The sequence below is a fragment of the Moraxella bovoculi 237 genome (assembly GCF_000696305.2).
GTDB lineage: Bacteria > Pseudomonadota > Gammaproteobacteria > Pseudomonadales > Moraxellaceae > Moraxella > Moraxella bovoculi.
Genome location: NZ_AOMT01000026.1, coordinates 68,825 through 92,098 on the forward strand (window position 1 = coordinate 68,825; position 23,274 = coordinate 92,098).

A 23,274-nucleotide genomic window follows, 5' to 3' on the forward strand; every position below is an offset into this window, starting at 1 on the left:
ACTTGTTTTTTTATATAAAGTTGTTACAATTAAAATCGAACTTAAGACAACTATATCAATCATAAAGAGAATAACAATGTCTGATCAAAACGCCACACCCATCAAAGTACTCTCTAAGACCGTCTGGTCGCCCACGCTATTTAGCTTCACCACGACACGCCCGGATGGATTTCGTTTCGATGCTGGGCAGTTTGTGCGTTTGGGCGTCGCTCCTGATGAATTGATTGCAAATGCCAATCAGCCCAAGCCTGCCATCAGTGCCAAGATTTTTCGTGCTTACTCGGTGGTGTCATCCCCTTATGATGAGCATTTAGAATTCTTCTCTGTGGTCGTGCCCGATGGGGCGTTTACCTGTCAATTACAACACCTACAAGTCGGCGATGCGCTATACTTAAACCCCGAGCCTTTTGGTTTTTTGACCCTTGCCCGCTATCAAGAGCCTGCCCCAAAAGATCTATGGCTACTTGCCACAGGCACAGGGCTTGCGCCTTTTTTATCGATGCTTGGTGATTTTGATACTTGGCAGAATTATGACGACATCGTATTGGCATACAGCGCGCGAACACAGGCAGAACTGGCTTATATAGATAAGATTCAAGAACTTCAGGCAAGCTTTGGTGAGCTTGTAGAGAATGCGGCGCGTTTTCACTTTATTCCCATCGTGACTCGTGAAGATGTGGCTGACTGCCTGCATGACAGACTGCCTACGCTGATCGCAAATGGCGAGTTAGAAAATCATGCCACCATACCGCTAAGCCCAGAGACTTCACATGTAATGCTCTGCGGTAATCCACAGATGGTAGATGACACCAAGGAAGCTTTAAAAGTCAAAGGCTTAACGATGAACCGCCGCGGGGTAGGTAATATTGCGGTGGAGAATTATTGGTAAGTTTTAAAAGATATTATAAAGGAATGTTTATGAAAGCCCTGTTGGTTGTGGATGTACAAAATGGCTTTGTCGGCGGCAATCTGGCGGTGACAAACAGCCATATGATTATCCCCACGATTAACCGCTTGATTGCTCATTTTGATACCGTGATTTTGACCCAAGATTATCACCCTGCCGACCACATTTCATTTTACCAAAATCATGACGGCAAAGCCCCGCTTGACACGATAGAGTTACCCTATGGTACGCAGGTTCTGTGGAATGCTCACTGTGTGCAAGGCACATCGGACGCTCTTTTTCATGCTGACCTACAAGCTGATAAAGCCGAACTCATCATTCGCAAAGGCTATCATCGCCACATAGACAGCTATTCGGCATTTATGGAAGCTGATAGGGCGACCAAAACGGGGCTGGCGGGCTATCTGAATGAGCGGGGCATAGACAGCGTGTATGTAGTAGGCATTGCCACTGATTTTTGTGTGGCGTGGACAGCGATAGACGCCGTAATGTTTGGTTTTGAATGCACGGTCATCACAGACGCCACCGCCCCGATAGACATTAACGGCTCGCTGGATAAGGCAATGGCGGACATGACGGAAGTTGGGGTGAAATTTATTAATTCAAAAGATATTTTAAATCAATAACTTATAAAATTTTTAAAATTTTTAGCAAAAAATACTTGCCAAATTTTAAAAGTCGTATATAATACGCCCATCAAGACGACATCGACAGATGGTCTAGATTGACAACTTGGGGACGTGGCGGAATTGGTAGACGCACTGGATTTAGGTTCCAGCGCCGCGAGGTGTGAGAGTTCGAGTCTCTCCGTCCCCACCATATTAAAAACCAATAATCAAACGATTATTGGTTTTCTTCGTATGCCTAAACGAAAATTTGGCATAAGGTCTGATATGCGACATTTTTTATTTGATATTATTTTTACGATTGTGTGTTTCTTTATCGCTGCGTGGTGGGGTTATTCGCGTGGCGGTATGTCAGGCATGCTCGTGGCGCTGGGCGTGACCGCGATTTTGGCGGTTATGGAAGTGTCACTGTCTTTTGATAACGCCGTGGTAAATGCTTCTATCCTAAAGGGCTGGAATGATTTTTGGAAAAAGATTTTCTTAACCGTTGGGATGTTGATTGCGGTATTTGGCATGCGCTTGGTATTTCCCATCGTCATCGTGGCGGTGACTGCCAATCTAAGCATGCTTGAAGTGATTGATTTGGCGCTTAACAATCCTACCAAATATTCTGAGCATCTGAACGCGCATCATGCGGAGATTTCTGCGTTTGGTGGGATGTTCTTGTTGTTAGTGTTCCTAAAATTCATGTTCGGTGATAAAGACGTTCATTGGTTTAGTTGGCTAGAGTCACGATTGGTGAAGTTTAGCAAGGTGGATGCGATGAGTGTGTTTGTTGCATTGGTTGTGCTCATGATCTCGATGAGTTGGGTGGATGAAGCCAAAGAGGGCGTTGTTCTAGTCGCGGGAATCTGGGGTATCTTGGTATATCTAGGCGTAAGCGTGCTATCAGCGCTGCTAGAAGGCGAGAGCAATCCTGACGAGATCGTGTATGATGCCAAGGGCAATCCTATCGCCAACACCGCAGGTGTGTCATCAACCATCCTAAAGGGTGGTATCGCAGGCTTTATGTATCTAGAAGTGCTGGATGCGTCTTTTAGTTTTGATGGGGTGATTGGCGCATTTGCCATCACTAGCGATGTCGTGATCATCATGATCGGCCTTGCCATCGGTGCGATGTTCGTGCGTTCGATGACGATTTATCTTGTGGATAAAGGCACGCTGAGCGAATTCGTCTATCTAGAACACGGTGCGCATTATGCCATCGGTGCGCTGGCGATCATCATGCTGTTATCAACTAAATTCCACGTGCCTGAGATCGTAACAGGTCTGATTGGTGTGGCATTCATCGCGCTGTCGGTGTATAATTCCATCCAGTATAACAGACGAAATCCGACTTAGGCAAATCATCTTCAAAATAAAAATGGCTAGGGCAAAAAATGCAAAAAGCGCTAGCCATTTTTTGTAAAGTTATGTATAATAACTCAAATCTGTGCCAAAGCGAGCGACCATGAAAAAAGATAACTTAAATTTTGCCTATCTTGCAAGTTAAGTTATTTGATTTTTCTAAGTTGTTCGCTTTTTTGTGGGTGTATGATTTGATAAAGTGTGGCGTATTTGCCAAAAAATTTTGTCTAAAATTTGCCCCATCTTGCACTCGCCTCATTTCAAATTTTTATAACAAGTAATCTCACACCATTCATGTTCGGAGCGTGTCATGACAACAAAAAAAGCCATTTTAGCCTTAGCCGACGGAACCATTTTTCGTGGTGTAAGCATCGGTGCAGACGGTCAGACGACAGGTGAAGTTGTCTTTAACACCGCCATGACAGGCTATCAAGAAATTCTAACCGACCCAAGCTATGCCAATCAGATGGTCACCTTGACCTATCCGCACATCGGTAACACAGGCTGCAACAGCGAAGACAGCGAATCGGGTCGCATTCATAAGGTGTGGGCGAGCGGTCTGATCATCCGTGATCTGCCACTACTGCACAGTAACTTCCGTGCTGATCAGTCATTAAGCGAATACCTAATCTCACACGGCACGGTGGCGATTGGTGACATCGATACGCGTCGTCTAACCGCACTACTTCGTAATACCGGCGCCCAAAACGGCTGTATCCTAACAGCTGATGCTAATGGCGAGATTGACGAACAAAAGGCAATCGAACTGGCAAAAAATGCGCCAAGCATGAAGGGTTTGGATCTGGCAAAAGTATGCTGCGACCAAGACGGCTATGAGTGGACAGAGGGTTCGTGGGAGCTGGCGCACGACGGTCGAAATGCCAAGACCACTGAGACTGGCGGCCGTTTTGCCAAGATTGGTACGGATATTGAGCAGCGCTTTAATATCGTGGCATATGACTTTGGTGTTAAGACGAACATCCTTAGAATGCTCGCCGATCGCGGCTGTCATGTGACGGTAGTGCCTGCGACCACACCGATTGATGAAGTTCTAAAACATGACCCAGATGGTATCTTCCTATCTAATGGTCCTGGCGATCCAGAACCATGTACTTATGCTATCGATGCGATTCGTCATGTGATTACTAATACGGAAATTCCTGTATTTGGCATTTGTTTGGGTCATCAGTTGTTGGCTTTGGCAAGTGGCGCACAAACCATCAAGATGAAATTTGGCCATCATGGCGCCAACCATCCTGTACAAAACATCATCGATGGTACAGTGATGATCACCAGCCAAAACCATGGTTTCTGTGTGGATGAAGATAGCCTGCCTAGCAACGTGCGTGTGACACATCGTTCATTATTCGATGGTTCAAACCAAGGCATCGAGCTGACCGATCACTCAGCCTTTAGTTTCCAAGGACACCCAGAAGCAAGCCCTGGTCCGCATGATTGCGCTGTGTTGTTTGATCGCTTTGTGAGTGAGATGGAAAAAGCTAAGGCTTAAAATTATCCAATAAAAATTAAATAAACTAAGACAGAGAAAAACCATGCCAAAACGTAACGACATACAATCCATTCTAATCATCGGTGCAGGCCCCATTGTCATCGGTCAAGCCTGTGAGTTTGACTATTCGGGTGCCCAAGCCTGTAAAGCCTTAAAAGAAGAAGGCTACCGAGTTATCCTAGTGAACTCAAACCCAGCGACCATCATGACCGACCCTGCGATGGCGGATGCGACCTACATTGAGCCGATCACTTGGCAGACAGTTGAGCGTATTATCGAAAAAGAACGCCCAGATGCAATCCTACCGACAATGGGTGGTCAGACAGCACTGAACTGTGCGCTAGACTTAGATAAGTATGGCGTGCTTGCTAAGTATGGCTGTGAACTGATCGGCGCGACCAAAGAAGCCATCGAAAAAGCTGAAGACCGCGAATTGTTCGACAAAGCCATGAAGAAAATTGGCCTAGAGTGCCCGCGCGCAGACATCGCTGAGACGATGGAGCAGGCGCTTGAGATTCAATCACGCTTTGGCTTCCCTGTAATCATCCGTCCATCGTTCACCATGGGTGGCTCTGGCGGTGGTATCGCTTATAACAAAGAAGAATTTATTGAAATTTGTGAGCGTGGTTTTGACTTATCACCAACGCATCAGCTTCTGATCGATGAGAGCCTAATCGGCTGGAAAGAATATGAGATGGAAGTGGTGCGTGACAAAAAAGATAACTGCATCATCGTCTGCTCTATCGAGAACTTTGATCCGATGGGTGTGCACACAGGTGACTCCATCACTGTCGCACCTGCTCAGACCCTCACCGACAAAGAATATCAGCTCATGCGTAATGCATCTATCGCCGTACTGCGTGAGATCGGCGTAGAGACGGGCGGTTCAAACGTTCAATTCGGCATCAACCCTGATAATGGTCGCATGGTAGTCATTGAGATGAACCCACGTGTCAGCCGTTCATCTGCACTAGCATCAAAGGCAACTGGCTTCCCGATCGCTAAGATTGCTGCCAAGCTGGCAGTCGGCTATACGCTAGATGAGCTTAAAAATGACATCACAGGCGGTAAGACACCTGCATCATTCGAGCCATCAATTGACTATGTGGTTACCAAAGTGCCACGCTTTAACTTTGAAAAATTCCCACAAGCTGAGCCAACGCTGACCACGCAGATGAAATCTGTGGGTGAAGTGATGGCAATCGGTCGTAATTTCCAAGAATCAATGCAAAAAGCATTGCGCGGCCTTGAGACGGGTGTGACAGGTTTTGATGAGATCATTGATCTGACTGGCAAATCAACTCACGCCATCGAATCAGAGATTAAGAACCGTCTAAGCATTCCTACACCTGAACGTATTTTCTATATCGCTGAAGCGTTCCGTCATGGCTTTAGCTTGGATGATGTGTTTGAATTGACGAAGATTGATCGTTGGTTCTTGATCCAAATCGAAGACATCGTAAAAACCGAGAATGAAATTAAATCGCTAGGCTTTGGCGACCTAGACGCTGATAATATCCGTAAGTTTAAGCGTAAAGGCATGAGCGATCTGCGCATTGCTGATCTGATGGGCATCAGCCAAAAGCAATTCCGCAAGCATCGTTGGGGCTTGGGCGTCTATCCTGTGTATAAGCGCGTGGATACCTGTGCAGCGGAGTTTGAGACATCAACCGCGTATATGTATTCTAGCTATGATGAGGAATGTGAGTCTCGCCCAACTGATAAAGACAAAATCATGGTCATCGGTGGCGGTCCAAACCGTATCGGACAAGGTATTGAATTTGACTACTGCTGTGTACATGCAGCACTTGCGATGCGCGAAGATGGTTATGAGACCATCATGGTGAACTGTAACCCAGAGACCGTATCTACAGACTATGACACGTCTGATCGTCTGTACTTCGAACCGGTGACGCTAGAAGACGTACTAGAAATCGTCCGTACTGAGAACCCGAAAGGTGTCATCGTACAGTATGGGGGTCAGACACCATTGAAGCTGGCAAGAGCGTTAGAAGAAGCGGGTGTGCCTATCATTGGTACCAGTCCTGATGCGATTGACCGCGCTGAAGACCGCGAGCGCTTCCAGCGTATGCTACATCAGCTAAGCCTAAATCAACCACCGAACGCACTTGCTACCAGCACTGATGAAGGTCTGGTACGTGCCAAAGAAGTTGGCTATCCGCTGGTTGTTCGCCCATCTTATGTATTGGGTGGTCGTGCGATGGAGATCGTGTATAACGAAGATGAACTGCGCCATTACCTAAAAACGGCTGTTCAAGCATCGAACGAAGCACCTGTACTGCTAGACAGATTCCTGGATGATGCGATCGAAGTAGACGTGGACTGTGTGTCTGATGGCAAAGAGGTTGTCATTGGTGGCATCATGCAGCACATCGAACAAGCAGGTGTTCACTCTGGTGACTCAGCGTGTTCATTACCTCCTTATTCACTAAGCCAAGAAATCCAAGACCAAATCCGTGAGCAAACCATCGCCATGGCGAAAGAGCTTGGAGTTGTGGGTCTGATGAACGTACAGTACGCGGTTAAGGATAATACTGTCTATATCTTAGAAGTGAACCCGCGTGCCAGCCGTACCGTACCTTTCGTGTCTAAGTGTATTGGCAATTCATTGGCGAAAATCGCTGCTCGCTGCATGGCAGGCAAGACATTGGCGGAGCAGGGCTTCACCAAAGAAGTCATCCCAGGCCACTACTCAGTGAAAGAAGCGGTATTCCCATTCGCTAAATTCCCTGGTGTGGACCCAATCCTATCACCAGAGATGAAGTCAACAGGCGAGGTAATGGGCGTTGGTAAGACCTTCGCAGAAGCGTTCTATAAGTCAATCATCGGCTCGAATGAGCGCCTGCCAGGTCTACCAACTGAGGGCGAGACCAAGACTGTGTTCTTGTCAGTGCGTGATAGTGATAAGAAATACGTCCCAGAAGTGGCACGTGCCTTGGCTAATTACGGCTTTAGATTAGTGGCAACTGACGGCACACAGAGGGTGCTGGCAGAAGCTGACATCGATTGTCAGCGTGTGAATAAAGTCAGTGAAGGCCGTCCGCACATCGTAGATGCCATCAAAAATGGCGAAATCGCAATTGTGATTAACACCACCGAAGGCAAGCAAGCGCAAGAGGATTCTTTCTCTATCCGCCGCAGCGCGCTACAGGGCAAGGTGTTCCATGTGACCACAATGTCAGCAGCACAAGCGGTATGTAAGGCTTATGAAATTAAGCTGCCTTTTGATGTGTATAAGCTTCAAGACTTGCACGCCTAAGATGGCAGATGAATTTGGCTTGAAGTTTTGAATCAAAACTGCTACCATTAGCCAATATTCTGACTGATAAAAAACACCACTCTTTTTGGCGTGGTGTTTTTCACTATTTGTATTTATTCATGGAGAAAATCATGCAGCGTTATCCAATGACCCCAGAAGGGCACGCCGCTTTAGAAGCTGAATTAAAACAGTTAAAAACCGTTGAACGTCCACGCATCACCAATGCCATCGCAGAGGCTCGCGAGCACGGCGATCTCAAAGAAAACGCCGAATATCACGCCGCGCGTGAACAACAGGGCTTGTGCGAAGCGCGTATCCGTGACATCGAAGCCAAACTTGGCGGCTCGCAAGTCATCGATCCTACCAAGCTACCCCAAGATGGTCGCGTGGTCTTTGGTGTGACAGTGACTCTTGAGAACATCGATGATGGTGAAGAGCGTCGTTACAAGATTGTGGGTGATGACGAGGCTGACGTTAAGACAGGTAAGATTTCCGTGAACTCTCCTATTGCTCGCGGATTGATTGGCAAGTCTGAAGGCGATGAAGCGAGGATTCAAACCCCAGGCGGCTTGGTAGAGTTTGAGATTTTGGAAGTTATCTACGAATAGGATTATCATGAAACATCTACACATGCTCATGGCGCTGATCACGCTAGGGTTGTTCTTGTATCAGACGATTTTTGTTTTTAGTGGTAAGCAGCTGGTATTGTCGCGCGCCTTTAAGGGGGCTAGCCACCTTATTTATCTGCTACTAGTGGGTACAGGTCTGTATCTATTTTGGCAATTAACCCAAGTAGCAGGCGTACAGCATTGGGCGATCGCTAAATTAGTGCTGCTATTCGTTGCGGTATCGGCGAACATTAAGGCCATCCGTCCAACCAGCACCAATGTGCAGGCTCGTGCAGGCATGCTACTTGCTGTGATGGCTTATTTGATCATCGTCATCTTGGCATATACCAAGCCAGGCATGTAACTTCTGTAGTAGGTATCTATCATTAACAGCAGATCCAAAGTTGGGTCTGCTGTTTTTTACAAAAATATTGAGAAAAGTTATTATTTTTACCGCCCAAAAATGGTAAAATTATCTAATTTTTGAGTTTATAAATTTCGAATAAATCGCTCGGCTCGTCCAAGCGATCAATCAGGTTTGTGCCTAAGGAATGACATGCAATTAACGGCAAAAGACATCCGCATGAATGCCCATGCCGCCAACAAAGATGAAGCATTAGCGGTGCTTGGTGGTGTACTCGTCGAAGATGCTTTGACCACGCCAGAATATTTACAAGGCATAAAAGACCGTGAAGCGCAGTCGGCGACTTATCTGGGTCAGGGCATTGCCATTCCGCATGGGACACCTGCCTCGCGCGATGCTATCATACAGACAGGGGTGCGCTTGGTGTATTTTTCTGATGGGGTGGTTTGGAATGATGAGGGTGATGTGGTGTATCTGGCTGCGGTTATCGCTGCCAAGTCTGATGAGCACCTGCAAGTATTAAAACAGCTGACCAAGGTGTTGTCTGATGACGTGTCAGATAAAGTTAAATCTGCCAAGACACCAGAGGATGTGCTTGCCATTATTCAAGGCGCGCCATTGTCATTCTTATTGCATGAGAATCTGATCAAGCAAGACGATAGCGCCAAAGACTCAGACGCATTATACTTTACCGCCTTAAATGCACTAAAGTCATCAGGCATGGTAAATGGCATATCCGCACTGTCCAGCCAATCAACATCATTGGTCAATAATATTAGATGTATTACCATTCAAGGTAAGAGCGAGCAGATTAATCAGTCGGCGCTTGCCATCGCCATAGCCAAACAGAACATCGCTCCAAAAGCCGTGGCTGTGGTCGTTGCCAATGAATGTTTAGATGTTAAGAAATTAAGCCAAGCTTACGATGCCATGCTTGACGATGAGTTCGCCACAGCGGTTGATGGTGTAGATACTGCTAAGATCATAGAGCTGTTAGGCGCAGAATCTAACCAATCTTGGGCGACTAAGACGGCCGTCATCCTAAACGAACACGGGCTACACGCACGTCCTGCCACTGCGCTGTCAAGCCTTGCCAAAGAAGCCAATGGCGAGATTAAAGTTGCGGTGGATGACGGGTTTTTTGTGTCGGCCAAAAGCCTATCGCGCTTATTATCTCTTGGTGCTGTCCGTGGTCAGACCCTAAAATTCATCGCAGAGCCTGACACGGATGCGGTGGCGCACTTGGACAAATTAACTCAGGCAGTGGCTGATGGATTGGGCGAGAGCGTACAAGCTCTGGCAGCGACTACAGCAGCCAATGAATCAACACCAGTCGTGCTTGATTTTAGTGATAAAGCCACTCCAATCGTCAAGGGTGAAAAGAGCTCGGCAACCACAGCATCGTCAGGTCTAGCGGTGGGTGAAGCTCATGTCGTTCGTCAGATGCGGTTTGAATACCCAGCGACTTCAAGCGATCCAAAGGCAGAATTTGCCCGACTCATGAGTGCGATCGAGGCGGCCAAAGAAGAACTTTCTCAGACCATCAGCCATGCTAAGAGCACCGCGATTGCTAAGATTTTTACCGCTCATTTGGTGCTGTTAGAAGATGAAGAGATAACCTTTGGTGCCAAAGACGGCATCGATGATGGGCTGTCTGCCGAAGCGGCTTGGCATGCGCATATTGAGACGATGGCAAAATTACAATCATCAGTCTCCAATCACCTGCTGGCTGAGCGCGCGGCAGACTTAAGAGATGTCGGTCAAAAGGTGCTTTCTGCACTGACAGGTCAAGAGCTACCGAGCGAACCTAATTCTCCGTATGTGCTTATCAAAGAGGATCTAATGCCATCTGATGTGGCAAGTCTAGATCCTGCACGAGTGGCAGGCATTCTAACAGCGGTAGGCGGTGCCAGTTCACACAGTGCCATCGTTGCACGTGCCTTAGGAATCCCTGCTTTGGTGGGTGCAGGTGCAGAAGTTCTAAACATCGATCAAGGCGCCAAAGTTTTGATGAATGCAGGTGAAGGCTGGTTCGTGGTTGAGCCAAGTGAAGCGCAGATCGAATCGTGTCAAAAAGAACAGCTTGCCCTAAAAGAGCGCAAACGCATTGCTTATCAGCACGCACATGAACCTGCCATCACACAAGATGGTCATCGTGTCGAAGTGGCGGTGAATCTGGGTAATGTCGATAATACTAAGCCTGCTGTGGATAGTGGTGCTGAGGCAGTGGGACTACTTCGTACTGAGCTTGTATTCATGGCTCACAGACAAGTGCCAGATATTGACACGCAGATTTGTGATTATGAGAAAGTTTTTGATGCGCTAGAAGGCAAGCCTTTGGTGGTGCGCACCTTAGATGTTGGCGGGGATAAGCCTTTGCCATACCTGCCGATGCCGAGCGAGGATAATCCATTTTTGGGAGTGCGTGGCATTCGTCTAACATTAAAGCAGCCAGAACTTCTTAAGAATCAACTTATTGCGCTCATTCGTGCATCCAAGGGTCGGGATCTTCGAATCATGTTTCCGATGGTGGGGCAGCTTGAAGAGTGGACGCAAGCTCGATCGATCTTAGATGAGGTGCTGGCAGAATATCCGCATGATAATCTACAAGTGGGCATCATGATTGAGGTGCCAAGCGCGGCGATAATGACGAATGCGTTCGCCAAGGAAGTGGATTTCTTTAGTATCGGCACAAATGATTTGACCCAGTACACCTTGGCGATTGACCGCGGTCATCCGGTTTTATCAAAAGATGCGGACAGTCTGCATCCAAGTATCTTGACGCTCATCGACCATACGGTCAAGGCAGCACATGCTCATGGCAAATGGGTGGGCGTGTGTGGTGAGCTTGCAGGCGACGAAAAAGCAGTGCCTATCCTAATGGGACTTGGCGTTGACGAGCTTAGTATGTCGGTATCGAGCATTGCTTTGGTTAAAGATCAGATTCGCGGACTGAATCTGGTCGATTGTCAGTACCTTGCCAAGCGAGCTTTGGCATGCCAAACTGCCAGCGACGTGCGCACCTTAACTTATAAGGATCGCAACTGATGTCAGTATTATGTATCACATTGAATCCCGCCATCGACATGACGGTATCGGTGGATGGGCTGCGAGTGGGTGAGGTGAATCGCGCTTTATCATCCCAATCTGATGCTGCTGGTAAAGGGTTAAATGCCGCTCAGATTCTTGCTGATCTTGGTATTGATACCATTGTATCGGGCTTTTTGGGGGCGGACAATGCTGTCATATTTGAGCAGTTATTTACAGATCGCCAAGCAATGCAGGGCGGGTTGGTTCAAGATGGTTTTGTGCGTGTGGCAGGCGAGAGCCGTACGAATATTAAGATCGCTGATAACAGTACGACGACCGACATTAACGGCAAAGGCTTTTTGGTGAATGATGCTGACAAGCAAATGCTATTCAAGCAGCTTAGTGATCTAGCCAAAGATTGCCAAGCTGTCTTGGTGGCAGGTAGCCTACCGCAGGGCTTTGATGTTGGCGACTTTGATAAATTACTCAGCACTCTAACGGCAGTCTGTGATAAAGTGGCGGTCGATGTCAGTGGCGACGCTTTAAAAGTTGCCTTTAAGCATAAGCTTTGGCTTATTAAGCCTAATGATGATGAGCTGTTTGAAGTATTTCATAAGCCTGCAAAGACCCTTCAAGAACAGCGCGCGCTGATTGGTCGCATGAACATTGATAACGTCATCGTATCAATGGGCAGCCAAGGCGTGAACTGGTTCGCTGGTGATAAGGTATATCAGGCGACACCACCAAAAATGACCGTTGTTAGCACGGTAGGTGCAGGCGATACCTTGGTGGCAGGCATGATGACCGGGCTATTACAAGGCTTAGATGCCTTGAGTGCTTTGGCGCGTGCGACCGCCTTATCAGCTTATGCGGTGAGCATTGTTGGCTTTCGCGCGGCGAATGATGAAGAATTGTCCCGACTGCTGCCACAGGTTCAAGTTCGTCAGGTCGCTGATGATTAGATTTATTTAATGGTTTCTTGGTGGTTTTAAGTTAAACCGCTGCCTTGAGACTGATATTGTTATCCTAATGTAGGAAAATTTCATGCAATTTTTATCCACTTCTTATGTGATTTTCCCAAAGCAGGGAACAGCATATTCGCTGCTGCTTGCCAAGAAACTGGCAAAGGCGCTACAAGACAGAGCGGTTCCTGCCACGGTAAGTCTTGATGATAAGGCAACACATGCGCACAAGATCATCATTGGTGATCGTCAAGCTGTCGAAGGCAAGACCATTTATCTGAATCAAGATGCCTTAGATGAAGCGCAATTTGACCAAGATGATTATCTGAATCAACTACTACCTGTATCAGCTCAAGAATCTACGAGTGCTGTAGGTGCTGTATCACCATCTAATCAGCCGCTTAATGTCGTGGCGGTAACAGCTTGTCCGACAGGGGTAGCGCATACCTTCATGTCAGCAGAAGCGATCGAGAACCATGCCAAGACTCAAGGGTGGAATGTCAAGGTTGAGACTCGCGGGCAGGTGGGTGCTGGTAATGCCATCACCGCTGATGAAGTGGCTGCTGCTGATCTGGTGTTCGTGGCGGCAGACATCGATGTTGATCTGTCAAAATTCCAAGGCAAGAGAATGTACCGCACTTCAACGGGGCTTGCCCTAAAGAAGACAGCGCAGGAATTTGATAAGGCATTAAGTCAAGCGACAATCTATCAAGGCGGTGCAGCGAACGCTGCACAGGCGGCAGATGCTGATGACAAAAAAGGCATCTATAAGCATCTGATGACCGGTGTATCGCACATGCTACCACTTGTGGTGGCGGGCGGTCTGATGATCGCCATGTCGTTCATGTTCGGTGTGGAAGCATTTAAGGATCAAGCGATCGCCTTTGGTCTGCCAAAAGCATTGATGGACATCGGTGGCGGCGCGGCATTTCATTTGATGATTGCTATCTTTGCAGGTTACGTGGCATTTTCAATCGCGGATCGCCCTGGTTTGGCGGTGGGTCTAATTGGTGGTATGCTGGCTACGACAGCCGGCGCAGGCATCTTGGGCGGTATTGTTGCTGGTTTCTTAGCGGGCTATACGGTAAAATTCCTAAATAACGCCATTAAGCTGCCGCCAAGCCTCTCTGCGCTCAAGCCCATCCTGATTTTGCCTTTACTGGGTTCGCTCATCGTGGGGTTGTTGATGGTTTATGCCATTAACCCACCTGTGGCGGCACTGATGGAGATGCTGACCAATTGGCTAAAATCCATGGGTGAGATCAACGCCATCATTCTAGGCATCATCCTAGGCTTGATGATGTGTGCGGACATGGGTGGTCCTATCAATAAAGCAGCTTATACTTTCTCTGTGGGTATGATTGCTTCAGGTGTTTATACCCCAATCGCTGCCGCCATGGCGGCTGGTATGGTGCCACCGATTGGCATGGCGATCGCAACTTGGATCGCTCGCCGTAGATTCAATGAAAACCAGCGCAATGCGGGTAAGGCCTCATTTGTACTGGGTCTGTGTTTCATCTCTGAAGGCGCGCTTCCGTTCGTTGCGGCAGACCCTGCACGCGTGATCATCGCCTCACTCATCGGTGGTGCGCTCACAGGCGCGATCTCGATGGGTCTTGGCATTGCTTTGCAGGCGCCTCATGGTGGATTGTTCGTGATTCCTTTTGTGTCGCAGCCCTTGATGTATCTGGTGGCGATTGCGGTGGGCTCTGTCGTAACGGGCGTGATCTATGCATTCATTAAGCGTAGCGAACAGCCGAATCTCGCTCAAGGTTAAATGATTGGTTTTGCTAAATTGTAAATAGTTGTTTTAATTAATCTTTTTTTAACAAAAACATGAAAACCTGTCCTGTGATGGGTTTTCATGTTTTTTATGGTTGTGTTACAATAAACTTTGCCCAAATTGGGCGGTTATGTTTATCTGGATTTTGTTTATAATTTTGCCAAAATAAATCATCAAGCTGTATAAAGAGGTTATTGTGATGGATGTCGCCCACAAAGAAACAACAAACTCACTCATGGCACCCCTAAAAGCTACCGCGCTATTGATCAGTGCGTGTGGTGCTTTGACATTTGTAGGCTGTGCAAGCAAGCCAACTTACAATGGTGGTGCGAGCAATCAAAAAATCGTGACCAATAGCCGCGGTGTACCAAATCGCTACATGGTAAAGCAGGGCGATACTGTTAGTAAGATTGCAGAGCGTTATGGGCTTGACTGGCGTGAACTTGGGCGAATGAATGGATTGGATTCTAAGTACACCATCTATACAGGGCAATACTTAATCCTATGGCAGGGTAAAGGCGATACAGCTGGCAGAACCCCAACGCCATCTGCCCAAAGAGCACCAGCACCGACCACAACCAGAGCGCCTACACCTGTGGCAAGTACGCTACCTCGTGCGACCACACCGCTGCCAACACCTGCGCCAAGCTACACACCGCCACCTGCTGCTAATGCACCACTATCAGTGGGTAGTGCGGGTCTGATGCAGTTTCGCTATCCTGTGGGCAGCAGTAACCCTGTGGTTCGTCGTTATGGTACGACCACCATTAATGGTCAAAGTGTCACCAGTCAGGGCATGTGGTTCTCGGGTCGTGGCGGCGATGCAGTGCTGGCGAGCCGCTCGGGAACGGTGATTCATGCTGATGGTAACATCGATGGTGCAATGATCGCAATTGCTCATACAGATGGCTTTGTGAGTAACTATTTCCACATCCAAAATGCAGAAGTTAAGTCAGGTCAGACCGTGCAAGCAGGTCAAAAGATCGCAAGCATGCGTGCTCAGCCTGATGGTGCGGCATTGCTTGAATTTCGTATTTCTCGTAATTCCAGCTACATCGATCCGCTTTCTGTCCTAAAATAATCCATGATAGTACGCGATAAAAGTAACAGCCTAAAGCTATTGTTCGTCTGGCGTGGCACGATACTGCCAAAAGTGCTACCCATGGTGCTCATCTTAATGGCAGTGTCTATGGTGGCATGGATGCTCACCCACTATAAGGTGTATACCGTCACGGGCGTGCCTGCGGTGGGTTTTACTGTATTTGGGGTGGTGTTGTCGATATTCTTGGGGTTTCGTAACACCGCCTGCTATGACAGATGGTGGGAAGGGCGAAAGCTATGGGGCGCGATGATCGCTAATACGCGACATCTAACCCGCGACAGTCATTTTCTCGAACCTTATCAGAGAGATAAGCTGCTAACTGACATGTTGATATTTATTGGTCTGCTGCGCAATCGTCTGCGCGGACAGTCGGCGAGTATTGAGCAGTTTACGCATTATCATCCGATCGACCAAGATGAGATAGATCGATTTAATCAGCATATCAATGCACCGCAGCTGTTGCTTGAGCGGATGCAGCTGCGTCTGATGGATGCAGTCAAGTCAGGCAGTATGACAGATATCATCTATACCAGCGTTCAGCGTCATGTGGTGGAGATGGGTAGCATTCAAGCAGGCTGCGATCGTATCGCCAGCACGCCACTGCCTTTTCCGTATTCGGTGCTGCTGCATCGGGCGGTATTTTGTTTTTGTTGGATGTTGCCATTTGGGCTGGAGTCGGTTATGGGGATTTGGACGCCATTTTTGGTGGGGTTCTTATCCTATCTTTTGCTTGGGCTTGATGAGCTTAGTTATCAGCTAGAAGAGCCGTTTGGTACAGCGGATAATGACCTGCCGCTAGATACCATGGTAAGACTGATGGAGCGTGAAACCTTGGCGCTACTGAATAACCCCATTCCCGATGCGATCAGTGCTGATCAATATTATAATTATAGCTAATTAAATCAAATAAATAAAAACCCTTTAAAGCATCGACTTTAAAGGGTTTAATTTGGTGGGCCCACACAGACTCGAACTGTGGACCAAAGGATTATGAGTCCTCTGCTCTAACCGACTGAGCTATAGGCCCGAAACGAGCGTTTATTATACTAAGATTTTATGATTTTTCAAGTGTTTTATTAAAATAAAAAACCGATGAATCATCATCGGTTCTTAAAATATGGTGGGGACGGAGAGACTCGAACTCTCACACCTCGCGGCGCTGGAACCTAAATCCAGTGCGTCTACCAATTCCGCCACGTCCCCAAGTTGTCTATCTAGACCATCTGTCGATGTCGTCTTGATGGGCGTATTATATACATTTTTTGGAAGTTGACAAGTATTTTTTATAAAACTTTTATAAAAATAACATAAGATATTGATTTATATTATTTTATTCTTTCATGATTTTCATGTTTTTGTCATTAATGAGTATGGACATGAAGTCTTCGGCGCATACACAGTACCCTTGATAGTGCTGACTGATCTCCTGTGCGACATGACCCATGTTAGGGGCAGGGTTATTTGGCTCATAAAAAGACGCAAATCTGGCACTAAAATGCGTCAGGATAAGATTAGGAAGTTTTACACGCTGGGCGAATTGCGTCACCATCTTGGCGCTGCTGTGCTGTGGGTCGAAGCTGCTTTCGCCTGTCCGAGACAGCACCTTATCCAGTATCGCCTGTGTGTAGGTCGCTTCATGAACCAGAGCATCAGCATCATGGATCACATCAGTCAAAAGTTCTGGTGTGTCATTATCGCCAGCGATGACGATCTTGGATTTGATGTGCATCTGCTCAATGTATTCATTTGGGATGATGGGTTCATTATTGATATGTATGGGCTGGTGCGGTAGATTGGTCTTGAATATCTGATGCCAAAAGTGCTTGGGGATGTTATCGCTAACGAGCTTGTCAATGTTCAGCTTATGTTGATGTATGGCTTGTTTAATGATAAACGCATAACTAGGACAGCGGTGTGATAGGGCGGTGGTCTTGATATTGAGGGTTTGATTGTCCAATGACAGGGTGATTGGTTGATCATGTTCAACGATGATACGCTCGATGGCGAAACTTAATCTAAGCTCGGTATGGGCGACATAAGCGTCTAATAACGCAAAAACACCCTTAGGTGCGATGATGGTCAGCGCAGTGGTGCGCCCATGCATGGCAAGGCTTGCCAATAAGCCCGCCAAGCCATAGCAATGATCGCCATGCACATGAGTGATGCAGATGGCGCGCAAGTTACTAAGGCGTAGCTTGGTGTACATGAGCTGATGCTGTGTGCCTTCGCCGCAGTCGATCAGTAGCCAAGGCGCACGATGATTGGTGCTTTCTTGCTCACTGGTGGGTAGTTCGACGGCAAGGGCGGAGACGTTACGTCTTTTGGTGGGGATGCCGCTGGACGTACCCAAAAAAGTTAACTTAAACATAATCAGCTGACCATCTGCCACATCTTTATCGCCTGTGCCATGTGAGCGACATCATGCACTCTGACAATACTTGCCCCCTTTTGAATGGCAAGCAGGTGAGCAACCGTGCCTATCACGTCTCTGTCGGTTGGGACGTGGTCTTGAGCAGGGGCAAATGTACTTAAAATCTCGCCTAAGAATCGCTTACGGGATACACCAAAGAGCATGGGCAAGCCAAAATGAGCGATAATAGTATCCAAGTTTTGCATAAGCGTGATGTGATGAGCGTGATTTTTGGCAAAACCCATGCCCACATCTATCACGATGTTTTCACGTCTGACCCCTGCGTTTAGGGCGTTCTGAATGTCTCTATCTAGCTCGCTGATGACTTCACGCACCACATCATCATAATTGGCAAGGCTGTTCATGGTTTGGGTCATCGTATCAGGTTCGCCCCGTGAGTGCATGATAACCACAGGGCAATCAAGGCGAGCAACCACATCGCATGCCCCATCTCGGTGAAGTCCACGTACATCATTAACCATGTCCGCCCCTGCATGAATGCCTTGTTCCATGACGACAGGATTGCTCGTGTCAAGCGATAGCCACACATCTTTGCCAAACTCCGCTTGTAAGGCCTGTACCACAGGGATAACCCTATCAAGCTCGGTCTCGGTTGCTACGCTTGGGGCGTTGGGGCGAGTGGACTCTCCGCCAATGTCAATAATGTCCACGCCCCAGCGTATCATCTCATCGGCATGGCGTAGGGCAGTGTCTATGCTGTTAAAACGTCCGCCGTCTGAAAATGAATCGGGCGTTACGTTTAGCACGCCCATGATTCTAGGGGTGGATAGATCAAGGGTTTTATGATTAAAATGCAGTATAGTCATCGTATGATCCTACCTTGAAATTTGGCTATCATACCACAATCTACCACAGATAACATTGAAATCACAAAGGATAGCTTTTGCAATATTTTGACCGACATGACGGCGGAGAGAACGCCATTTTGGTACATCTTGACATACGTGAGATGATTGACCCTGATGATTTAGAAGAGTTTCGCCTGCTGGTGCATTCGGCAGGAGCGAATGAGCTTGACATCATCACAGGTGGACGGAACAAGCCGCACGCCAAATATTTTGTCGGCACGGGCAAGGCAGACGAGATTGCCCAGGCGGTGGCGCGCCATGAAGCGGACGTCGTGATCTTTAACCACGACCTAACCCCAAGCCAAGAGAGAAATCTAGAAGCCTTGATTAAGTGCCGTGTGCTAGACCGCACGGGGCTGATTTTGGATATTTTTGCCCAGCGTGCCAGAACGTATGAAGGTAAATTGCAAGTGGAGCTTGCCCAACTGTCGCACCTTGCCACTCGCCTTGTGCGTGGGTGGACGCACCTAGAGCGTCAAAAGGGCGGTATCGGACTTCGAGGGCCGGGGGAGACGCAGCTGGAGACGGACAGACGACTTTTGCAAATTCGGGTAAATCAGCTCAAAAACAAGCTCGATAAAGTCAAACAAACCCGCTCGCAAGGACGCGCCAAACGCCAAAAATCAGACGTGCCGACCGTGTCGCTTGTCGGTTACACCAACGCAGGCAAATCCACACTCTTTAACCGCCTTGCCAATGACAATATCTACGCCGCTGACCAACTGTTCGCCACGCTAGACGCGACACTTCGTAAGGTTAAATGGGCGGGCGTGGGCAATGTTGTGCTTGCTGATACGGTGGGCTTTGTGCGTCATCTGCCCCATGAGCTGGTGGAGAGCTTTCATGCCACGCTAGAAGAGACTCTAGAGGCCGACCTACTGCTTCATGTCATTGACAGCAGTAGCCCCGAGATGCACGAGCAGATTGATGCGGTGAATGCGGTGCTTGATGAGATTGGTGTGACTGCTCCTGTGCTACTGGTGCATAATAAAATTGACCGCACCGATGAGATGCCAACCATTCACTACAAAGAACAAGGCGTGCCACACCGTGTCTATGTGTCTGCTCGTGAAAACCTAGGCATGGACGAACTCACTCAAGCCGTGCAAGAGCTATTGGTGGGCGGACTGTCCGACTTTACGCTCACCTTGCCCTATCACGCAGGGCAATTTAAAAATACCTTGCATGAGCTTGGGGTCATCACCCATAGCGAATTTGACGATACAGGGCATGAGATGCTCACCGTGCGCCTTGCTAAAGCTAAATTAAAAGAATTGCTTGGTAAATATCATTTTAATGCCTTTGACGTATTGCCGTCACACGAGGCAAGCCAATTTTTGCCAGAATTGGAAGAGTTTGAAAAGGTGGAAGTTAAGGCGAATGATGATAAAGATCACAATGATGATTTAGACCCGTTTTGTTTGTAGGGCGTGGTTTTGGTAAGTGGTAAGTAATACACACTCTGTGATTTGCTAAGATAAACAAAACAACAAGAGAGTAAGCAATGAAAAAGTTTTGTTTATGTATTTTAAGCCTTTGCATTTTAACAGGTTGCCTAGCTAGGTCAATGCGACCACCACCACAAAGCCGGTCATATTTTTACAAACCAAACAAAAAGAATGTTAATGATGAATTAATTAAAAGTGATATGGAAGAGTGAGGATGTGAAAATATTGGATTTGTAAACATGTCTGATAACAAATATGTTGAATCTCAAATTTGTATGTTACAAAAGGACCATAAAAATCGTGCTTTTAAAAGGGTGTATGTAGCGATTTGTATTTTGGCGGATATTGCTCCACAAAGCAAATCTTAGATTAGGCTCTTAAACAAAATCCAATATTATTTTTAGGCCATAAGTACACCATCGACTGCTAAATCTACACTTTTCTCACGGATTATGAAATCTTCGCACTCATTTTAAACCATTAATGATATTTCATTCTCTCAGAAAATACCGAACATTTCTATAAAGTGGACCGATCACGGCTTGACCTTGTGAATAGATAGTGCTTTAATAAAAGTTAATTTGTTACAAGGACGACCATGAAATCCCCATATTTGACCAAGTCGCCGACTTTCTGGCTGGGCATGCTTGCTACTGTTATTATCGTCATTGGTGTGCGCGAGCTTGCGTTGGTCGTTTGCACTGCTTTTGGCATGCCCACCGCCACCAACATTGTTGGTCTGGTTTCACTCTTTGTCGTGCTGATGGGCGTGCGGCTCATTAAGGGTGGTTTGCCAAATTGGCTATCATCATCGTCTAGCGTGCTACTGGTGGACAGTGGGTTTGCCTTTCTACCCGTGTCGGCAGGAGCGGGGATTTTGTTGTTTGGGCTTGGGTCGGACTTGCTTGCCGTGTCGGCGGTCATCGTACTTAGCACCGTGATACCGCTGTGGGCGTTTGCCAAATTGTCCCAAAAATGGCTCAAAAACAACGATCAAGACAACGCTGCCAAGGACAGGGGGTGAGTCATGGATAACATCACCATTGACAGCACCACCATTCTGATTGCCTTTGTCGTTACGCTCATTGCTCACATCGGGGCGAAGTATGTCTTGCGATATATCAACCGTTATTTTCGTGGGATACCGATGATCATCATCGCCATTGTGCTGACGCTTCTCATTCTCACAGTCATTCAGCTGCCTTATAATACCTACTATGCCAACGCCAGACCTGTCTTTGATCGCTTGCTTGGGTATAGCACCGTTCTGCTTGCTGTGCCTTTGGCAGGTATGGATTTTAAGGGCTTGCCTGTCAAAAAGCTGTCTATCATTGTCGTCATGGCAAGCTTAGTTGGGGCGATCGTGCCGATGCTGCTTGCCTATTTGTTCGCGCTAAATATGGATACGATTCTGTCATTCGCCACGCGTTCGGTGACCACGCCTGTGGGCTTGTCGGTCGCTCAGATCATCGATGCGCCACTTGTCATGGCGAATCTTATCATCATCGTATCGGGGATTTTGGGGGCGGGGGTTTGCCGAATTTTGTTCAAAAACATCACGGACGACAGAGCAAAAGGCTTGGCGCTTGGCTTGGTCGCTCACGCCATTGGTACGGTCGAGGCATGGACAATCAGCCCCACCGCAGGGCGATATGCTGCCTTCGGGCTTGCCATCAACGGCTTGGTAACGGCGGTTTGGCTGCCGATGGCGATACTGTGGCTGTTGAAGTGACTTAAAAAGCACCCACTTGGGTGCTTTATTTTAATCAATGCGTTCGCCTGTTTTGTCTATATAAAAGGGTTCACCAAAAATGATTTCACCATTTAGTGATACTTTGCCACACCATTTTCAAACCCCCGAACATCATCATATTGATAAGGAATTACAACCTTACCTGTTTTGTCAATAAAGCCGTATTTGTTGTTTTGACTCACTGCCGCCAAATCTTCTAAAAAATACCAAATCCAATCTACTCGACAGGAATAATCAGCTCGCCTGTCTTATGTACAAACCTGTATTTCCCATTTTGTTCTACCTTTGCCAAACCGCTGTGCAGGCAACCAACATCATCATACCCTGTTACCTTTGGTTTTTCACACGCTAAAACAGACAAAGGCAAAAGCAATGGGGTAAAAATAAGGGGTTTGATATTCATGATAATTTCCTAAAAAGTGTGGGGTTATCATAATTAATTTAGGTGAGATTAACAAGCGTGTTTTATTTTTCCCATTAAGAAAATATACATCAACAAAACTGCTATTTATTTCTTATTTTTAAAAATTTATAATGGAATAAATTTTAACAAACATCAGGTATTTTTATGATTATCCCCAGATTATCGCACGAACGTGGTTTTGCCGAGCATGGTTGGCTGACAAGTCGCCATAGTTTTTCGTTTGCTGATTATTATGACCCCAATTTTATGGGCTTTTCTGCCCTCAGAGTCATCAACGAAGACTGGATAGCCCCGAGCATGGGCTTTGGTATGCACCCACACAAGGACATGGAGATTTTGACCTATGTGCTGTCGGGGGCGGTCGCTCACAAGGACAGCATGGGCAACAGCCAGACCGTGCCAGCAGGCGAGTTTCAACTCATGTCGGCAGGGACGGGCGTGCGTCATTCGGAGTTCAACCCGAGCGACACGGACGAGCTACATTTGTACCAAATCTGGATAATGCCCAACCGCATGGGCGTAACCCCACGCTATGAGCAGGCAAGGTTTGATGAGTACATGGGCGGTACGCTAATCCTATCGCCCACAGGGGAGAGTGGGTCGTTTGTGGTGTATCAAGACGTGAAACTGTGGCGGTATCAGTTGGACGGCAAGCAAATCGTAAGCCTTGACAAAGGTAGAGCCTACTGGCTACAAGTCGCCAAAGGGTCTGTTGTGATAAGTGGCGAGCAGTATCAAGCAGGCGATGCGGCAGCGATAATTAATGAAAGTGAAATCATCGCCCAAAGTGGTGAATTTGCAGAATTTTTGTTATTTGATTTGCCACGCTGATGAACTAATGTGTTTAATCT

Annotated in this window: 20 protein-coding genes and 3 tRNA genes; 17 read left to right on the forward strand and 6 right to left on the reverse strand. The window is 47.3% G+C overall.

Annotated elements, in window-relative coordinates:
- Positions 1-76: 76 nt before the first annotated feature.
- The 13 genes from MBO_RS07155 to MBO_RS07215 all read left to right on the forward strand — a co-directional run bounded on the left by MBO_RS07155 (position 77) and on the right by MBO_RS07215 (position 16,416).
- A complete protein-coding gene (locus MBO_RS07155) occupies positions 77-889 on the forward strand; it encodes a ferredoxin--NADP reductase (RefSeq protein ID WP_036366166.1) in 813 nt (270 codons plus the stop codon).
- Positions 890-918: 29 nt separating this feature from the next.
- Positions 919-1,533, forward strand: coding sequence for a nicotinamidase (locus tag MBO_RS07160; RefSeq protein ID WP_036366169.1), 615 nt, complete (start codon positions 919-921; stop codon positions 1,531-1,533).
- 108 nt (positions 1,534-1,641) lie between these two features.
- Positions 1,642-1,726 (forward strand) — tRNA-Leu (locus MBO_RS07165).
- A 74-nt stretch (positions 1,727-1,800) separates the two neighbouring features.
- Positions 1,801-2,874 carry a DUF475 domain-containing protein gene (locus MBO_RS07170; protein WP_036366172.1) on the forward strand — a complete coding sequence of 358 codons (1,074 nt, stop codon included), beginning with the start codon at positions 1,801-1,803 and terminating at the stop codon, positions 2,872-2,874.
- 316 nt (positions 2,875-3,190) lie between these two features.
- Positions 3,191-4,390, forward strand: coding sequence for a glutamine-hydrolyzing carbamoyl-phosphate synthase small subunit (gene carA / locus MBO_RS07175; RefSeq protein WP_036366175.1), 1,200 nt, complete (start codon positions 3,191-3,193; stop codon positions 4,388-4,390).
- Positions 4,391-4,433: 43 nt separating this feature from the next.
- Positions 4,434-7,670, forward strand: a complete 3,237-nt coding sequence (carB, locus tag MBO_RS07180; protein WP_036366178.1) for a carbamoyl-phosphate synthase large subunit — start codon at positions 4,434-4,436, stop codon at positions 7,668-7,670.
- Positions 7,671-7,801: 131 nt separating this feature from the next.
- The gene (gene greA / locus MBO_RS07185; RefSeq protein ID WP_036366182.1) at positions 7,802-8,278 is read left to right on the forward strand and encodes a transcription elongation factor GreA; all 477 of its coding nucleotides are present in this window, start codon (positions 7,802-7,804) and stop codon (positions 8,276-8,278) included.
- A gap of 7 nt (positions 8,279-8,285) precedes the next feature.
- Positions 8,286-8,642, forward strand: coding sequence for a SirB2 family protein (locus tag MBO_RS07190; protein ID WP_036366185.1), 357 nt, complete (start codon positions 8,286-8,288; stop codon positions 8,640-8,642).
- Between the two features lie 192 nt (positions 8,643-8,834).
- Positions 8,835-11,690 carry a phosphoenolpyruvate--protein phosphotransferase gene (gene ptsP, locus MBO_RS07195; protein ID WP_036366187.1) on the forward strand — a complete coding sequence of 952 codons (2,856 nt, stop codon included), beginning with the start codon at positions 8,835-8,837 and terminating at the stop codon, positions 11,688-11,690.
- Positions 11,690-12,634 carry a 1-phosphofructokinase gene (locus MBO_RS07200; protein WP_036366190.1) on the forward strand — a complete coding sequence of 315 codons (945 nt, stop codon included), beginning with the start codon at positions 11,690-11,692 and terminating at the stop codon, positions 12,632-12,634. The genes ptsP and MBO_RS07200 overlap by 1 nt, the downstream gene beginning before the upstream one ends.
- A gap of 82 nt (positions 12,635-12,716) precedes the next feature.
- Positions 12,717-14,411, forward strand: coding sequence for a fructose-specific PTS transporter subunit EIIC (locus MBO_RS07205; protein ID WP_052585363.1), 1,695 nt, complete (start codon positions 12,717-12,719; stop codon positions 14,409-14,411).
- A gap of 205 nt (positions 14,412-14,616) precedes the next feature.
- A complete protein-coding gene (locus tag MBO_RS07210; protein WP_036366193.1) occupies positions 14,617-15,498 on the forward strand; it encodes a M23 family metallopeptidase in 882 nt (293 codons plus the stop codon).
- 3 nt (positions 15,499-15,501) lie between these two features.
- Complete coding sequence (locus MBO_RS07215; RefSeq protein WP_036366196.1) at positions 15,502-16,416, forward strand: bestrophin family protein; 915 nt, start codon at positions 15,502-15,504, stop codon at positions 16,414-16,416.
- A gap of 53 nt (positions 16,417-16,469) precedes the next feature.
- Here MBO_RS07215 and MBO_RS07220 read toward each other — a convergent pair.
- From MBO_RS07220 to folP, 4 genes are all read right to left on the reverse strand, one after another.
- Positions 16,470-16,546: transfer RNA gene (locus tag MBO_RS07220), tRNA-Ile, on the reverse strand.
- Positions 16,547-16,637: 91 nt separating this feature from the next.
- Positions 16,638-16,722 (reverse strand) — tRNA-Leu (locus tag MBO_RS07225).
- 127 nt (positions 16,723-16,849) lie between these two features.
- Positions 16,850-17,887, reverse strand: a complete 1,038-nt coding sequence (locus MBO_RS07230; protein WP_036366404.1) for a ribonuclease Z — start codon at positions 17,885-17,887, stop codon at positions 16,850-16,852.
- Between the two features lie 2 nt (positions 17,888-17,889).
- Entirely contained in the window at positions 17,890-18,756 is an 867-nt protein-coding gene (folP, locus tag MBO_RS07235) for a dihydropteroate synthase (protein WP_036366198.1), read from the reverse strand.
- Between the two features lie 77 nt (positions 18,757-18,833).
- Between folP and hflX the strand changes: the two genes are divergently transcribed.
- The 3 genes from hflX (at position 18,834) to MBO_RS07250 (ending at position 21,978) form a co-directional block, all read left to right on the forward strand.
- Positions 18,834-20,225 (forward strand): ribosome rescue GTPase HflX, encoded by a 1,392-nt coding sequence (gene hflX, locus MBO_RS07240; RefSeq protein WP_036366201.1) that lies wholly within the window; start codon positions 18,834-18,836, stop codon positions 20,223-20,225.
- Between the two features lie 619 nt (positions 20,226-20,844).
- Positions 20,845-21,270, forward strand: a complete 426-nt coding sequence (locus MBO_RS07245) for a hypothetical protein (RefSeq protein WP_036366204.1) — start codon at positions 20,845-20,847, stop codon at positions 21,268-21,270.
- Between the two features lie 3 nt (positions 21,271-21,273).
- Positions 21,274-21,978 carry an LrgB family protein gene (locus MBO_RS07250; protein ID WP_036366207.1) on the forward strand — a complete coding sequence of 235 codons (705 nt, stop codon included), beginning with the start codon at positions 21,274-21,276 and terminating at the stop codon, positions 21,976-21,978.
- Between the two features lie 92 nt (positions 21,979-22,070).
- On the opposite strand, the gene MBO_RS10330 is transcribed toward MBO_RS07250, so the two are convergent.
- Together MBO_RS10330 and MBO_RS07260 are read right to left on the reverse strand one after the other, a co-directional pair.
- Entirely contained in the window at positions 22,071-22,211 is a 141-nt protein-coding gene (locus MBO_RS10330; protein ID WP_080702225.1) for a WG repeat-containing protein, read from the reverse strand.
- A gap of 5 nt (positions 22,212-22,216) precedes the next feature.
- A complete protein-coding gene (locus MBO_RS07260; protein WP_036366210.1) occupies positions 22,217-22,402 on the reverse strand; it encodes a WG repeat-containing protein in 186 nt (61 codons plus the stop codon).
- Positions 22,403-22,567: 165 nt separating this feature from the next.
- Here MBO_RS07260 and MBO_RS07265 point away from each other — a divergent pair, with 165 nt between their 5' ends.
- Positions 22,568-23,254, forward strand: a complete 687-nt coding sequence (locus tag MBO_RS07265; protein WP_036366212.1) for a pirin family protein — start codon at positions 22,568-22,570, stop codon at positions 23,252-23,254.
- Positions 23,255-23,274 lie beyond the last annotated feature (20 nt).

Excerpts from the sequence above, each read along its gene's own strand:
- MBO_RS07215 (WP_036366196.1), top strand. The coding sequence starts at position 15,502 with ATGATAGTACGCGATAAAAGTAACAGCCTAAAGCTATTGTTCGTCTGG.
- MBO_RS07250 (WP_036366207.1), top strand. The coding sequence starts at position 21,274 with ATGGATAACATCACCATTGACAGCACCACCATTCTGATTGCCTTTGTC.
- MBO_RS07205 (WP_052585363.1), top strand. The coding sequence starts at position 12,717 with ATGCAATTTTTATCCACTTCTTATGTGATTTTCCCAAAGCAGGGAACA.
- greA (WP_036366182.1), top strand. The coding sequence starts at position 7,802 with ATGCAGCGTTATCCAATGACCCCAGAAGGGCACGCCGCTTTAGAAGCT.
- MBO_RS07170 (WP_036366172.1), top strand. The coding sequence starts at position 1,801 with ATGCGACATTTTTTATTTGATATTATTTTTACGATTGTGTGTTTCTTT.
- MBO_RS07200 (WP_036366190.1), top strand. The coding sequence starts at position 11,690 with ATGTCAGTATTATGTATCACATTGAATCCCGCCATCGACATGACGGTA.
- MBO_RS07230 (WP_036366404.1), bottom strand. The coding sequence starts at position 17,887 with ATGTTTAAGTTAACTTTTTTGGGTACGTCCAGCGGCATCCCCACCAAA.
- carA (WP_036366175.1), top strand. The coding sequence starts at position 3,191 with ATGACAACAAAAAAAGCCATTTTAGCCTTAGCCGACGGAACCATTTTT.
- MBO_RS07190 (WP_036366185.1), top strand. The coding sequence starts at position 8,286 with ATGAAACATCTACACATGCTCATGGCGCTGATCACGCTAGGGTTGTTC.
- MBO_RS07245 (WP_036366204.1), top strand. The coding sequence starts at position 20,845 with ATGAAATCCCCATATTTGACCAAGTCGCCGACTTTCTGGCTGGGCATG.
- MBO_RS07160 (WP_036366169.1), top strand. The coding sequence starts at position 919 with ATGAAAGCCCTGTTGGTTGTGGATGTACAAAATGGCTTTGTCGGCGGC.
- MBO_RS07210 (WP_036366193.1), top strand. The coding sequence starts at position 14,617 with ATGGATGTCGCCCACAAAGAAACAACAAACTCACTCATGGCACCCCTA.
- MBO_RS07265 (WP_036366212.1), top strand. The coding sequence starts at position 22,568 with ATGATTATCCCCAGATTATCGCACGAACGTGGTTTTGCCGAGCATGGT.
- MBO_RS07155 (WP_036366166.1), top strand. The coding sequence starts at position 77 with ATGTCTGATCAAAACGCCACACCCATCAAAGTACTCTCTAAGACCGTC.
- MBO_RS07260 (WP_036366210.1), bottom strand. The coding sequence starts at position 22,402 with ATGAATATCAAACCCCTTATTTTTACCCCATTGCTTTTGCCTTTGTCT.
- folP (WP_036366198.1), bottom strand. The coding sequence starts at position 18,756 with ATGACTATACTGCATTTTAATCATAAAACCCTTGATCTATCCACCCCT.
- carB (WP_036366178.1), top strand. The coding sequence starts at position 4,434 with ATGCCAAAACGTAACGACATACAATCCATTCTAATCATCGGTGCAGGC.
- ptsP (WP_036366187.1), top strand. The coding sequence starts at position 8,835 with ATGCAATTAACGGCAAAAGACATCCGCATGAATGCCCATGCCGCCAAC.